16 protein-coding genes and 1 pseudogene are annotated in these 11,975 nt (G+C 65.6%); 10 read left to right on the forward strand and 7 right to left on the reverse strand.

Translation table 11 applies throughout. The features are described from left to right. Window positions 1-269 (forward strand): annotated as a pseudogene (locus tag Q1J79_RS10360) (CDP-diacylglycerol O-phosphatidyltransferase); the annotation flags it as partial. A 17-nt stretch (window positions 270-286) separates the two neighbouring features. Here Q1J79_RS10360 and Q1J79_RS10365 read toward each other — a convergent pair. Then, a complete protein-coding gene (locus Q1J79_RS10365) occupies window positions 287-643 on the reverse strand; it encodes a hypothetical protein (protein WP_300299919.1) in 357 nt (118 codons plus the stop codon). Between the two features lie 96 nt (window positions 644-739). Between Q1J79_RS10365 and Q1J79_RS10370 the strand changes: the two genes are divergently transcribed. From Q1J79_RS10370 to Q1J79_RS10380, 3 genes are all read left to right on the forward strand, one after another. Then, entirely contained in the window at window positions 740-1,045 is a 306-nt protein-coding gene (locus Q1J79_RS10370; protein ID WP_300299920.1) for a hypothetical protein, read from the forward strand. Between the two features lie 162 nt (window positions 1,046-1,207). After that, window positions 1,208-1,474 carry a hypothetical protein gene (locus tag Q1J79_RS10375; RefSeq protein ID WP_300299921.1) on the forward strand — a complete coding sequence of 89 codons (267 nt, stop codon included), beginning with the start codon at window positions 1,208-1,210 and terminating at the stop codon, window positions 1,472-1,474. Window positions 1,475-1,564: 90 nt separating this feature from the next. After that, complete coding sequence (locus Q1J79_RS10380; RefSeq protein WP_300299922.1) at window positions 1,565-1,717, forward strand: hypothetical protein; 153 nt, start codon at window positions 1,565-1,567, stop codon at window positions 1,715-1,717. Window positions 1,718-1,748: 31 nt separating this feature from the next. Here the strand turns inward: Q1J79_RS10380 and Q1J79_RS10385 are convergent, their stop codons facing one another. Further along, on the reverse strand, window positions 1,749-2,633 hold the full coding sequence (locus Q1J79_RS10385; RefSeq protein ID WP_300299923.1) for an EamA family transporter: 885 nt from the start codon (window positions 2,631-2,633) through the stop codon (window positions 1,749-1,751). A gap of 136 nt (window positions 2,634-2,769) precedes the next feature. Between Q1J79_RS10385 and Q1J79_RS10390 the strand changes: the two genes are divergently transcribed. Further along, the gene (locus Q1J79_RS10390) at window positions 2,770-3,933 is read left to right on the forward strand and encodes an aminotransferase class V-fold PLP-dependent enzyme (protein ID WP_300299924.1); all 1,164 of its coding nucleotides are present in this window, start codon (window positions 2,770-2,772) and stop codon (window positions 3,931-3,933) included. A 7-nt stretch (window positions 3,934-3,940) separates the two neighbouring features. Here the strand turns inward: Q1J79_RS10390 and Q1J79_RS10395 are convergent, their stop codons facing one another. From Q1J79_RS10395 to fabA, 5 genes are all read right to left on the reverse strand, one after another. Further along, window positions 3,941-4,522, reverse strand: a complete 582-nt coding sequence (locus Q1J79_RS10395) for a PAS domain-containing protein (RefSeq protein ID WP_300299925.1) — start codon at window positions 4,520-4,522, stop codon at window positions 3,941-3,943. 61 nt (window positions 4,523-4,583) lie between these two features. After that, window positions 4,584-5,123, reverse strand: coding sequence for a PAS domain-containing protein (locus tag Q1J79_RS10400; RefSeq protein ID WP_300299926.1), 540 nt, complete (start codon window positions 5,121-5,123; stop codon window positions 4,584-4,586). 33 nt (window positions 5,124-5,156) lie between these two features. After that, window positions 5,157-5,987, reverse strand: coding sequence for an SDR family oxidoreductase (locus Q1J79_RS10405; protein WP_300299927.1), 831 nt, complete (start codon window positions 5,985-5,987; stop codon window positions 5,157-5,159). 49 nt (window positions 5,988-6,036) lie between these two features. Then, window positions 6,037-7,269: a beta-ketoacyl-ACP synthase I gene (fabB, locus tag Q1J79_RS10410; protein ID WP_300299928.1), complete on the reverse strand. Its 1,233-nt coding sequence runs from the start codon at window positions 7,267-7,269 to the stop codon at window positions 6,037-6,039. Between the two features lie 103 nt (window positions 7,270-7,372). Then, window positions 7,373-7,897 carry a bifunctional 3-hydroxydecanoyl-ACP dehydratase/trans-2-decenoyl-ACP isomerase gene (gene fabA / locus Q1J79_RS10415; protein WP_300299929.1) on the reverse strand — a complete coding sequence of 175 codons (525 nt, stop codon included), beginning with the start codon at window positions 7,895-7,897 and terminating at the stop codon, window positions 7,373-7,375. 363 nt (window positions 7,898-8,260) lie between these two features. Between fabA and irrA the strand changes: the two genes are divergently transcribed. The 5 genes from irrA (at window position 8,261) to Q1J79_RS10440 (ending at window position 11,940) form a co-directional block, all read left to right on the forward strand. Further along, window positions 8,261-8,689 (forward strand): iron response transcriptional regulator IrrA, encoded by a 429-nt coding sequence (gene irrA / locus Q1J79_RS10420; protein ID WP_300300006.1) that lies wholly within the window; start codon window positions 8,261-8,263, stop codon window positions 8,687-8,689. A gap of 216 nt (window positions 8,690-8,905) precedes the next feature. Continuing rightward, window positions 8,906-9,325 (forward strand): rubrerythrin family protein, encoded by a 420-nt coding sequence (locus tag Q1J79_RS10425; RefSeq protein WP_300299930.1) that lies wholly within the window; start codon window positions 8,906-8,908, stop codon window positions 9,323-9,325. Window positions 9,326-9,416: 91 nt separating this feature from the next. Beyond that, window positions 9,417-10,781 carry a heterodisulfide reductase-related iron-sulfur binding cluster gene (locus Q1J79_RS10430; protein WP_300299931.1) on the forward strand — a complete coding sequence of 455 codons (1,365 nt, stop codon included), beginning with the start codon at window positions 9,417-9,419 and terminating at the stop codon, window positions 10,779-10,781. 59 nt (window positions 10,782-10,840) lie between these two features. Further along, complete coding sequence (locus Q1J79_RS10435; protein WP_300299932.1) at window positions 10,841-11,431, forward strand: DUF3501 family protein; 591 nt, start codon at window positions 10,841-10,843, stop codon at window positions 11,429-11,431. Between the two features lie 77 nt (window positions 11,432-11,508). Next, entirely contained in the window at window positions 11,509-11,940 is a 432-nt protein-coding gene (locus tag Q1J79_RS10440) for a VOC family protein (RefSeq protein ID WP_300299933.1), read from the forward strand. The last annotated feature ends 35 nt before the right edge of the window (window positions 11,941-11,975 follow it).

The raw sequence follows: 11,975 nt of genomic DNA on the forward strand, positions 1-11,975 counted from the left end.
CCTTCTCGTTCAAGCGCGTGCGGGTGCCGCGCGACTATGTCGGCCTGGTGCTGCTGGGCGTCGGCCTGCTGGTCGCCGCCTTGCTGAACCAGCCCTGGTACACGCTGGCCGCCATCGAGCTGGCCTATCTCGGCTCGATCCCCTTCTCGGTGAAGGCGCATGAACGCCTGCGCCGCGCGGATAGCAGCCACCCGGCGGCTCCGGTCGCCGCCGACGGCATCCGGCCACCCGGGGATGACGGCGAGCCGCCGCATACCGTGCTGCATTAAGGATCGCCCCGCCGCCACTAGTGGCTGCGGCGTTTCTGCTCTTCCAGCTTGGCCTTCAGCTTGGTGGCGAAATCGCCGCCATCCTGTTTCTGGGCCAGGAACAGTTCAATCGCCAGGGTGGCGCGCTCCTGGTCGGTGACCGGCGGGCCTTTTTTCGCCAGCTTCTCGACGACCCGCAGCAATTGCGGGTTCAGCTTGGCGCGGATCGCCTTGATCTGCTGGGCCAGAACCTGGCGCGGATCCTTGGCCGGCCCGGCATACTGGCGTTGCGGCGGCGGTTTGGCCGGCGCCTCGGCGCCGAACAGCCGGGCCAGAAGGCCGGGCTTTTTTGCCGTTTTCCGGGATTTATCCCCGCTGGACTGGGTCAGGGCCAAGCTTCCTTCGCGTAAAAGGTTTGGTTGATTCGATATTAACCACCTTTGGAAATAATATCGCTTGTCAAGCGTTATACCCCATCATACATCTGAAACATGAGCTTTTTGGTCCCACCGATCACGGTTCTGCCGCAGACCCAGGCGCCGTCCGCCGCCCACGGGCTTGCCCAGCAGAACCAGGCCCCCAACGCAGCCCAGGCGGCCGCGGCGGTGACGGCCGTGCCGGTGCGGGCCGAGACGCGCATGGCGGCCACCGCCTCGGGCAATTCCGGCGGCTCGGATCGCGCCAAGGGCCAGAAGGGCAAGAACAGCGACAATGGCGCCGCCGCCACCGAGGCCAAGACCGACCGCGCCGGCAGCCGGCCGCGCGGCATGGGCCGCAACGCCGACCTGAGCGTCTGAGCGCCTCTCCCTAAAATCCGCCTCTTTCCGTTGCCGCGCTTTCGCCAGCGTCCTGCGGCGCATGCCCCTCTTGAATCCGGCGCGCCGCCTGCCAAAATTTTTCATGGCCGGCGCGACCGCGCCGGCCTCGCATGCGGCCTGACGGAAGAGAGGAGGAAAGCCGTGCACCGCCCAAATCAGAGCGCCATCAGTCAGATCACCCTGGAAACCCGAGGCTATGGGGCAAAGCAGTTCTTTGTCCGCGATGTCCAGCCGCTGGTGTTGGAAGCCTGCCGCCGCAACGGCATCCGTTTCGAGGATTACGCCGCCAAGCTCGGCGTTACCCGCGCAGCCCTGGTGCTGATCCTCAAGGGCCACGATCCGGTGCCGCGACACATGCTCGACAGCCTGCAGCACTTCACCGGCGAGATGCAGGGCGCCGCGGCCTGAGCGGTTCAGCCGCGGCTCTCAGGTTTTGTTAACCATGCCGACCGCACTCTCCCTCGGGTCATGAGTGATTCGCCTGAGGGGGAGAAGGACATGCCGGGTCGTATACGGCACCTGCGCGCTATACTCGCGTCGATCAACGAACAACTGCTGCAGGATGACCTTCGGCCCGAAGCGCGATCCTATCTGGAGCGGACGGCCGATGCCTGCCGCTCGGCGATCCGCGATCTGGCGATGAGGCTGTAGCAGTCTATCCCGCGCGTCTATCCTGCCCGTCTTATCCCACCAGGGCCGGCCGGCGCAGCCAGCGGGTCAGCAGGCCGGCATTCACCATCAGTCCGAGCAGGATCAGCGCCGAGCCGGCCAGCTCGGGCGCGGATGGCGTTTCGTCCAGCACCAACGCCGCGCTGGCCAGGCCGAAAACCGGCACCAGCAGGGTGAAGGGCGCCACCAGAGATGCCTTGTATTGCCGCAGCAGGAAACTCCAGGCGGCGAAGCAGGCGGTGGTGGAGAGCAGGCCGATATAGAGCACGGCGAGCATGCCTTTCGCATCCAGCCCGGCGATGGCCTGCGCGATCGCCGCCTCGCCCTCGAAGATCCACGACAGGCCCAGCATCGGCAGCGGCGGCACCGCGCTGACCCAGACCATGAAGGCGAGCGGCTGTTTCGCCGCGGCGCGGCGCGTCAGGATATTGGCAAAGCCCCAGCAGGCCGCGGCCGCGATCAGCATCAGGAAAGCCAGCAGCGGCGTGTCGACGCCGAGATCGCTGCCGATCACCACCAGGCCGGCGGCGGCGATGCCCAGTCCGATCCATTGCACCGGGCCGGGCCGCTCGCTCAGCAGCAGGGCGGCGAAGGCCACGCTGAACAGCGCCTGGGCCTGCATCACCACCGAGGCCAGGCCGGCCGGCATGCCATGGGCCATGCCGAGGAACAGCAAGCTGAATTTCGCCACGCCCAGCACCAGCCCGGTGCCGATCACCCAGCGCCATTTCACGCCAGGATGACGGAACAGCAGCAGGAAGGGCAGCGAGGCCACGGCAAAGCGCAGGCCGTTGAACAGGAAGGGCGGGAAGCTGTCGAGCCCGATGCGGATGACAACGAAGTTGAAGCCCCAGATCGCGGCGATCAGGACGGCAAGGGCAATATGGGGAAGCGGCATCGGGCAGGCTTTTTTGTTATCAGGGCCGGCAATCTGCGCCGCCGCCGCAGGCGATGCCAGCAAAAAAATTGTCGGGGTGCATTTCTGCGCCGATCCGGGCACTGGCGGGCCGGAGCGGCGCCGCTAAGCTCGGGCCATGACCGCACAGATCCCGCCCCGGCTTCTCCCCCCGCAACGCGCCCTCTTCGACATCCCCGACGACGTCGCCTACCTGAACTGCGCCTACATGTCGCCGCTGGCCAAATCGGTGGTGGCGGCCGGCGAGGCCGGCGTGGCGCGCAAGGCGCGGCCCTGGCTGGTGACGCCGCAGGATTTCTTCACCGACACCGAAATCGTGCGCGGGCTGTTCGCCCGGCTGGTCAATGCCACGGCCGAGGATATCGCGCTGGTGCCGGCGGCCTCCTATGGCGTGGCGGTGGCGGCCCATGCCCTGCCGCTGCAGGCGGGCCAGAGCGTGCTGACGCTGGCCGAGCAGTTTCCCTCCAATGTCTACCCCTGGATCGAGAAGGCGCGCGCCGCCAACGCGGCCCATGTGCAGGTGCCGCGCCCAGCCGATGATGACTGGACCTCGGCCACGCTGGCCCGCATCGATGCGCGCACCGCCATCGTCGCGCTGCCGCATTGCCACTGGACCGATGGCGGCCTGCTCGATCTGGTGGCGATCCGCCGCGCCTGCACCAAAGTCGGCGCCGCGCTGGTGATCGATGCCACGCAGTCGCTCGGCGCGCTGCCCTTCGACGTGCAGGTCATCGACCCGGATTTCCTGGCCGTCGGCGGCTACAAATGGCTGATGGGGCCGTATTCCCTCGGCTATCTCTATGCCGCAAAACGCTGGCAGCAGGCGATGCCGTTCGAGCAGAACTGGATCGCGCGTAAGGATTCGGAAAACTTCGCCGGCCTGGTGGATTATAAAAGCGAATACCAGCCCGGCGCACGCCGCTTCGATGCGGGCGAACGCAGCAACTTCGCCCTGATGCCGGCGGCGAAAGCCGCGCTCGAGATGCTGCTGGGCTGGGGCGTGGACAATATCCAGGCGACGCTGGCGTCCCGCACGGCGGCGATAGCGGCTCACGCGCAAGAGGAGCTCGGCCTCGGTTCGGCGCCAGTTGAGAAACGCGCCGGGCATTTCCTCGGCCTGCGCTTCAAAGATGGCGTGCCGGCGGCACTGCCGGCGAAGCTGGCGACGGAAAACGTGTTTGTCAGCGTGCGCGGCCAGTCGATGCGGGTGACGCCGCACCTCTACAACACCGATGCCGATGTCGAGCGTCTGTTCCGGGTGCTGAAAGGCGCGCTGGGCTGAAAGCCGCTCACGCCACCATGGCGGCGGCGCGTTCGGTGCTGGCGGCGCGTTCGGCGGCGGTGACGCGAAGCGGGTAGAGCCGTTCGCGCTCGATGCTGGTCCGCACCGGGCCCTGGCCATGGCCGGCGCGGCTGCTGAACACCGAAATTCCCAGCACATGGCGGATGGCGCCGGCATCGTCGCAGAGCGGCAGGGCCAGGCGGTGGAACGGCACGGTGAAACTGCGGTTGGTCGGCAGGCTGTGGGCCTGTTGCAGCAGGATCGCCGGCGTCTCGCTCACCTGCCGCACCATGTTCAGGATCAGCGGCAGCATGTCGGCATTGTATATCTCGCTCAGCCGCAGGCCCTTGAGGCAGCGGCCGAACCAGTCCGCCAGCGTTTCGCCGGCCAGATGCACGCGCGGCATGCCGTCGTCATGCAGGTCGAGAATCCAGATATCGGACAATGCCTGGCCCAGCTGCAGGGCGTCGACCGCGCGCAGGCGGGGAATCCCGCCGCCCGCGTAATGCAGCGTCATCCAGTGCCGCGCCACGGCCTGCAGCTTGGCATCGGGCATGTCCACGATCAGGGAGGCAAGGCCGTGTTCCATGCCGGCACGGTAGAAAGCCTGCCGTCGAAAAGGAAATTACAAAGCTGTAATGCAGACGAATTTAAATGGCGGCCGAAACGGCGTACCAGTAATCGGCGTCGACCACGGCGGCCTTGCCGCCCCTGCCGTGGTCTGCCTCGCCCAGGAACAGCGTGGCGCCGACCAGGTGGCGCACCCGGCCTTCGGCATCGGCCAGCGGAAGCGCCAACCGTTCAAAAAAAGCCGGCACCGTCCAGTCGGGGATCGTCGTATGCATGCGGTGATAGCAGATGGCGGGGTCGCCGACCACGCGGCGCGACTGTTCGGTGACGATGGGCAGGATGGCTGGGGCGAAGAGCTCCTCGTAATACCGGCCCTTCGGATTGAAGCCATACCAGCTCACCAACGTCTCGCCCGACAGGCGGATGCGGAAACGGTCGCCGTCTTCGGCATCGACGATCCAGCTGTCGGCCAGCGCCTTGGCGAAACGGATCGGGTCGAGCGCGCTCAAGGGCGGCACGCGCTGGCCATGGCTCTGGTAGAGGTCGAGCCAATGTTCGGCGAGCTGCAGGTGACCCGGCAGCCGCAGATCGGACAGCAGGATGTTCAGCGGACGATCCATGGTGGTGAATCCAGGAACCGCGCCGCCGTGGCGTCAGCCTTCGCCGTTGCCGTTCCCATTGCCGTTCAGGTCGGCCGGGTTGGGCATGCCGAGCGCGTGGAAACCCGAATCGACATGCACGATTTCGCCGGTGACGCCGGCGCCCAGGTCGGACAGCAGGAACAGCGCGGCGCCGCCCACTTCCTCCAGCGAGGCATTGCGGCGCAGCGGGCTGTGCTGGGCGGTGAACTTGAAGGTGGCCCGCGCCGAGCCGATCGCCGAGCCGGCCAGGGTGCGCATCGGGCCGGGCGACACCGCGTTGACGCGGATATTCTGCGGGCCGAGATCGACGGCGAGGTAACGCACGCTGGCTTCCAGCGCCGCCTTGGCCACGCCCATCACGTTGTAGTTCGGCATCACCCGCGTCGAGCCTTCATAGGTCAGCGTGATCAGCGCGCCGCCCTTCGCCATATAGGGCGCCGCCAGCCGCGCCACCTCGGTGAAGGAATAGCAGGAGATCAGCAGCGAACGGCTGAAATTGCCGCGCGTGGTGTTGAGGTAGCGCCCCTTCAGCTCTTCCTTGTCGGAATAGGCGATGGCGTGCACCACGAAGTCGATCTCGTTGCCGAACGCGGCGGCGACCGTCTCGAAGGCCTGGCGCATCGAGGTTTCGTCCTCGACGTCGCAGGGCACCACGGCCTTGGCGTTCACGCTCTCGGCCAGCGGCCGCACGCGGCGCTCGAAGGCCTCGCCCTGGAAGGTGAAGGCCAGCTCGGCGCCATGCCTGTGCAGCATGTCGGCAATACCCCAGGCGATCGAGTGGTCGTTGGCGACCCCCATGATGAGGCCGCGCCTGCCACTCATCAACGCGCGCATATCGGTCATATCGGAATCCGGAAAGGAAGGAGTTATTGTTATGGGCGGGCTGGCGCGATCAGGCTTCGTAGCGCTGGAACACCAGCGACGCATTGGTGCCGCCGAAGCCGAAGGAATTCGACATCACGCGGTTCAGCGTCACGTTGTCGCGGCGTTCGCGCACGATCGGGAAGCCTTCGGCGCCGGGGTCGAGATTCTCGATATTGGCCGAGGCGGCGATGAAGTTGTCGCGCATCATCAGGATCGAATAGATCGCTTCCTGCGCGCCGGCGGCGCCCAGCGAATGGCCGGTCAGCGACTTGGTCGAGCTGATCGCCGGCACGGTTTCGCCGAATACCTCGCGGATCGCCTTCAGCTCGGTGATGTCGCCGGCCGGCGTCGAGGTGCCATGGGTGTTGATATAGTCGATCGGCGCGTTGCTGCCGCGCGCGCTTTCGGCCAGCGCCATCTGCATGCAGCGCACCGCGCCCTCGCCGGACGGCGCGACCATGTCGGCGCCATCGGAAGTGGCGCCATAGCCGACCAGCTCGGCATAGATTTTGGCGCCGCGCGCCTTGGCATGCTCCAGCTCTTCCATGATGACGATGCCGCCGCCGCCGGCGATCACGAAACCGTCGCGATCCTTGTCATAGGCGCGCGAGGCGCGTTCCGGCGTGGCATTGTAGGCCGAGCTCATCGCCGGCATGGCGTCGAACAGGCAGCTGAGCGTCCAGTCCAGCTCCTCGCCGCCGCCGGCGAAGATGACATCCTGCTTGCCCAGCTGGATCAGCTCCGCGGCATTGCCGATGCAATGCGCCGAGGTCGAGCAGGCCGAGCTGATCGAGTAATTCACGCCCTTGATCTTGAAGGCGGTGGAGAGCACGGCCGAGCAGGTGCTCGACATCGTGCGCGGCACCATGAAGGGGCCGATCTTCTTCGGGCCGCCCTTTTCGCGCACGATATCGGCGGAAGCGACCAGATTCCTGGTCGAGGCGCCGCCGGAGCCGACGATCAGCCCGGTGCGCGGATTGATGATGTCGCCCGGCTCCAGGCCGCTATCGGCGATCGCCTGCTCCATGGCGAGATAGGCATAGGCCGCGCCATCGCCCATGAAGCGCTTCTGGCGCCGGTCGATGGCGGCGTCGAGGTCGATCTTGACGGTGCCATGCACCTGGCTGCGGAAGCCGAGCCTGGCATATTCCTCGGAAAAGACGATGCCGGAACGGCCGGCCTTCAGGCTGTCGGCCACGTCCTCGACGTTGTTGCCGATGGACGAGGTGATGCCGATACCGGTGACGACGACGCGACGCATGGGCGTGAGACTCCTCAAATGCGGGCCGGACAATGCCGGGCCGCAATCATACCGCAGGAACCGTTACAGTTTGCAGCGGCAGATGTTGTGATCAGGCCGCGGCTCAAGCAGCAGCAGGCGCCATGCCGTCGGGGAACACACCGACGCGCATGTCCTTGCATTCATAGGCCGGTTTGCCGTCGATATACATCGTGCCGTCGGCAATCGCGATGCCGAACTTGCGCAGCAGCAGCTTCTTGATGTCGATCTTGAAGGTGATCTTCTTGGCGGCCGGCGTGACCATGTCGGAGAATTTCACCTCGCCGACGCTCAAGGCGCGGCCCTTGCCGGGCGCCTTCATCCAGCCGAGGAAGAAACCAACCAGCTGCCACATGGCATCCAGGCCGAGGCAGCCCGGCATCACCGGGTCGTTTTCGAAATGGCAGGGGAAGAACCACAGGTTGGGCTTGATATCCAGCTCGGCCTCGATCTCGCCCTTGCCGTATTTGCCGCCGTCGCTGACGATTTTCACGATGCGGTCGAGCATCAGCATGGGCGGCAGCGGCAGGCGGGCATTGCCCTCGCCGAACAGCTTGCCATGCGCGCAAGCCAGCAGATCCTCGTAGCTGTAACTGTTCTTCTGTTCCACGTTGGGAAACCCTCAACCCCGTTGTCACGCTCGATGCCGGTGTCACGCTCGATACCGGTGTCACGCTCGATACCGGCCTGTCGCGCCCAGTGACGGGCGCCGCCTGATATGGCTGGCGATCCTCCCGGCGGCCTGCCCCTGCATGCCCGGATGTCTGCTCCCGGGGCCATAAGTTGCGGACCGGCCTTCGCCTTCCGGGGACAATGTAGTGATCCGGGGCCCAGTCGCAACAGTTTCGTTGCACTTTGTTACATCTGTGCCATCGCCCGCCGGGCCGGTGCCGGGATCACTATCGGGCGGGAAAAACGGCCGGGAACGGCCAAGTATGACATTCCTGTGGCCGACGTCGCTGTCCTGCTATATATGCAGATCATGACCAGGGTGATCGAACCACGCTTCAGGGCCGCTGCCGAGCAGCTGCGGGCCGCCGGCCTGCGCACCACGCGGCAGCGTCTGGTGCTGGCCGATATCCTGTTCGAGCGCGGCAACCGCCATGTCACGGCGGAAAGCCTGTTCAGCGAGGCCGCCGAGCGCGGCGCCCGCCTGTCGCTGGCCACGGTCTATAACTGCCTGCACCAGTTCACCGCAGCCGGATTGCTCCGTATGGTGACGGTCGATGCCGGCCGGGCCTATTTCGACACCAACCTGTCGGCCCACCATCATTTCTATTACGAGCGCACGGGCGAGTTGCGCGACATCCCGGAAGCCGATGTGGCGGTGGCGCGTCTGCCGGCCGCGCCCAATGGCGCCAAAATCGCCCGGGTCGACGTGATCGTCCGCCTGGAAGACTGAAGCCAGGCCTGGCCGACGGACGGGTTTTAGCGACCCGTCACTAAATTAGAATAATTCCAAAAAATCTTGACACGTCCCGGACGCGGTCCATAATCCGCTGCGTCCCGAATCTCTGTCCCGCTGCCCCCCATTGGCAGTGGGGGGCCAGAGCGGGGCGCCCGCCCCGGGGCCAACCCGGCTCCGGCGGTTTGCAGGGAAGCACTAGGAGGACCAGCCATGCCCGCACTCAAAGGTACCAAGACCCACGGCAACCTGAAGGATGCCTTCGCCGGCGAAAGCCAGGCGAACCGCCGCTACCTGTATTTCGCCCAGAAGGCCGACGTGGAAGGCTACAACGACGTCGCCGCCGTGTTCCGCTCCACCGCGGAAGGCGAGACCGGCCATGCCCATGGCCATCTCGAATTCATGGCTGAAGTCGGCGATCCGGCCACCGATCTGCCGATCGGCCCCACCGCCTCCAACCTGAAGGCCGCCGTTGCCGGCGAGACCCACGAATATACCGACATGTATCCCGGCATGGCCAAGACCGCCCGCGAGGAAGGCTTCGACGAAATCGCGGAATGGTTCGAGACCCTGGCCAAGGCCGAGAAGAGCCATGCCGGCCGTTTCCAGAAGGCGCTCGACACGCTCGGCTGATCGCCGCGCGTTTCACTGGTGACGTACCACCCGGAGTCCGTCTGGACTCCGGGTCTTCGACGTAGACGCACCCGCATTCCCGGAGACGACCATGCGCGAAGGCAGCCTCGAGGCGCCGACCCGGCATCCGCTGGACTGGCAGAATCCCGATTTCTACGATCTGGAAAAGCTCGACGCCGAAATGCGGCGCGTGCTCGACATCTGTCATGGCTGCCGCCGCTGCTTCAATCTCTGTGATTCCTTCCCGCGCCTGTTCGATCTGGTCGACGCCTCGCCCACTGGCGAGCTGGACGAGGTCGAGTCGAAGGATTTCAAGCCGATCGTGGATGCCTGCACGCTCTGCGACCTGTGCTACATGACCAAGTGCCCCTATGTGCCGCCGCACGAGTTCAATCTCGATTTCCCGCATCTGATGCTGCGCTACCGCGCGGCCGAACGCGCGCAGGGCCACAAGGATGCGATCGGCGACCAGCTGTCGCAGACCGACCGCAACGGCAAGCTGGCCGGCCTGGTGGCGCCGATCGCCAACTGGGCGTCCGCGCGCGGCAACGGCGTGACCCGTCCGATCATGGAAGCGGTGGCCGACATCCATCACGACGCCGAGCTGCCGAAATTCAACGCCAAGACGCTGGTGGCGCGCGCCAAATCCGAGCCGGCCGCGATCAACACGACGGCGCCGGCCTATGGCAAGCGCAAGGCGGCGATCTACGCCACCTGCTTTGGCAACTACAACAACCCCGATATCGGCGTGGCGGCGCAGAAGATCCTGAGCCATAACGGCGTCGAGCTGCGCGTCGAATATCCCGGCTGCTGCGGCATGCCGCGGCTGGAGCAGGGCGACATCGCCGATGTGGCGAAAAAGGCCCGCGTGGTGGCCGAAGCCTTCGCGCCGCTGATCGACCAGGGTTACGACATCGTGGCGCTGGTGCCGAGCTGCGCGCTGATGCTGAAATTCGAGTGGCCGCTGATCCTTCCCGATGATCCGCTGGTGAAAAAGCTGGCCCAGGCCACCTTCGACATCTCGGAATACATCGTCGACATCGCCAGGAAGGAAGGCCTCGCGCCCGGGCTCAAGCCGCTGGACGGTGGCGTCACCCTGCATCTGGCCTGCCATGCCCGCGCGCAGAATATGGGCGCCAAGGCCACCGAGCTGATGAAGCTGATCCCGGAGATGAAGCCGGGCCAGGATCTCGCCGTGATCGAACGCTGCGCCGGCCATGGCGGCTCATGGGGCGTGCGCAAGGACTTCTTCGAGGTCGGCATGAAAGTCGGCAAGCCGGTGGCGCGGACGGCGGTGAAGGAAAACAAGGCGCATATCGCCTCGGAATGCCCGCTGGCGGCGATCCATATCCGCCAGGGCATGGAACGTGAAGGCAAGGATGCAGCCGGCTTCAAGCTGCCGGCCAAGGCTGATCATCCGGTCGAGCTGTTCGCCCGCGCCTATGGCCTGATCTGAGAAGTGTTTTTTGCTGAAGGGGCGGAGGGGCTTCGCGCTTTCGGAAGGATGACATGTACATGACCCTGAAGACCACGATCACCCACGCCGATATCCTGCCGCTGGACGAGTTCGTGAAGGTGCGCAAGGACAAGCGCGCCGAAGTGGTGGCCATCAAGAAGAACCGCCGCGTCGGCGTCGGCCCGTTCTGCACCTTCTATTTCGAGAATTACGCCACCATGTGGTGGCAGATTCAGGAAATGCTGTTCATCGAGAAGGGCGGCGCCGAGCAGCTGGAAGACGAGCTGCGCGCCTATGAGCCGCTGATCCCGAAGGGCCGCGAGCTGGTCGCCACCTTCATGATCGAGATCGAGGACGCGGTGCGCCGGCCCGTCGTGCTGGCTCAGCTCACCAATATCGACCAGACCGTGATGCTGGAATTCGCCGGCCACAAGATTCGCGCCGTGCCGGAAGACGATGCCGAACGCAACCGCGAGGACGGCAAGACCTCTAGCGTGCATTTCCTGCGCTTCCCCTTCACGGCCGAGCAGGTCGCCGAATTCCGCAAACCCGGCACCCGCGTGCTGCTGGCGGTCGAGCATCCCCATTACGGCCATATCGCCGTGGTGCCGGACGCCGTGCGCGAAAGCCTGGCAAAGGATTTCGCCTAAATTCGCCTTATCCTTTGGATCGAATCTGGCCGGCGCGCGTTCATTGCAGCAGGGTCCATGCTCCGAAGGAGGCGAATATGCAGTTTCACCGCGGCCGCCTGATCGACCATGTTCAGCTCGTGGTGCGCGATCTTGCCGTATCGCGCCGTTTCTACGAAGCCGCCTTCGGTGCGCTCGGCCTGAAGGTCGAGGGCGAGGGGGCGGGCTTTTTCTTCTGCGACGAGCTTTACGTCAGCAGCCCGGAGGCGCACGAGGATTTTCATCTGACCGGCCGGACCCATCTCGCTTTCCAGGCTGGCGACCAGGCGATGGTGCAGCGGTTTCATGCTGCCGTGCTGGCCGCCGGCGGCAGGGATAACGGTGCGCCGGGGGTTCGCGAGAAATACCATCCGGGCTACTACGCGGCCTTCGCCCTCGATCCCGATGGCAACAACATCGAGGCGGTGTTCCATGGTCCGGCCACCCGCTCCGCGCCCAGCGTGGTGATCGTGCCACATCCGAAAGCTTAAACCTCGCGCGTCGCAGCATGACAGCGCGGGCCTCG

The organism is Ferrovibrio sp., from assembly GCF_029255545.1.
Lineage (GTDB): Bacteria > Pseudomonadota > Alphaproteobacteria > Ferrovibrionales > Ferrovibrionaceae > Ferrovibrio.

Excerpts from the sequence above, each read along its gene's own strand:
- Q1J79_RS10390 (WP_300299924.1), top strand. The coding sequence starts at position 2,770 with ATGACCGCACAGATCCCGCCCCGGCTTCTCCCCCCGCAACGCGCCCTC.
- Q1J79_RS10430 (WP_300299931.1), top strand. The coding sequence starts at position 9,417 with ATGCGCGAAGGCAGCCTCGAGGCGCCGACCCGGCATCCGCTGGACTGG.
- Q1J79_RS10370 (WP_300299920.1), top strand. The coding sequence starts at position 740 with ATGAGCTTTTTGGTCCCACCGATCACGGTTCTGCCGCAGACCCAGGCG.
- Q1J79_RS10385 (WP_300299923.1), bottom strand. The coding sequence starts at position 2,633 with ATGCCGCTTCCCCATATTGCCCTTGCCGTCCTGATCGCCGCGATCTGG.
- Q1J79_RS10405 (WP_300299927.1), bottom strand. The coding sequence starts at position 5,987 with ATGACCGATATGCGCGCGTTGATGAGTGGCAGGCGCGGCCTCATCATG.
- Q1J79_RS10400 (WP_300299926.1), bottom strand. The coding sequence starts at position 5,123 with ATGGATCGTCCGCTGAACATCCTGCTGTCCGATCTGCGGCTGCCGGGT.
- Q1J79_RS10425 (WP_300299930.1), top strand. The coding sequence starts at position 8,906 with ATGCCCGCACTCAAAGGTACCAAGACCCACGGCAACCTGAAGGATGCC.
- Q1J79_RS10380 (WP_300299922.1), top strand. The coding sequence starts at position 1,565 with ATGCCGGGTCGTATACGGCACCTGCGCGCTATACTCGCGTCGATCAAC.
- irrA (WP_300300006.1), top strand. The coding sequence starts at position 8,261 with ATGCAGATCATGACCAGGGTGATCGAACCACGCTTCAGGGCCGCTGCC.
- Q1J79_RS10395 (WP_300299925.1), bottom strand. The coding sequence starts at position 4,522 with ATGGAACACGGCCTTGCCTCCCTGATCGTGGACATGCCCGATGCCAAG.
- Q1J79_RS10435 (WP_300299932.1), top strand. The coding sequence starts at position 10,841 with ATGACCCTGAAGACCACGATCACCCACGCCGATATCCTGCCGCTGGAC.
- Q1J79_RS10440 (WP_300299933.1), top strand. The coding sequence starts at position 11,509 with ATGCAGTTTCACCGCGGCCGCCTGATCGACCATGTTCAGCTCGTGGTG.
- fabB (WP_300299928.1), bottom strand. The coding sequence starts at position 7,269 with ATGCGTCGCGTCGTCGTCACCGGTATCGGCATCACCTCGTCCATCGGC.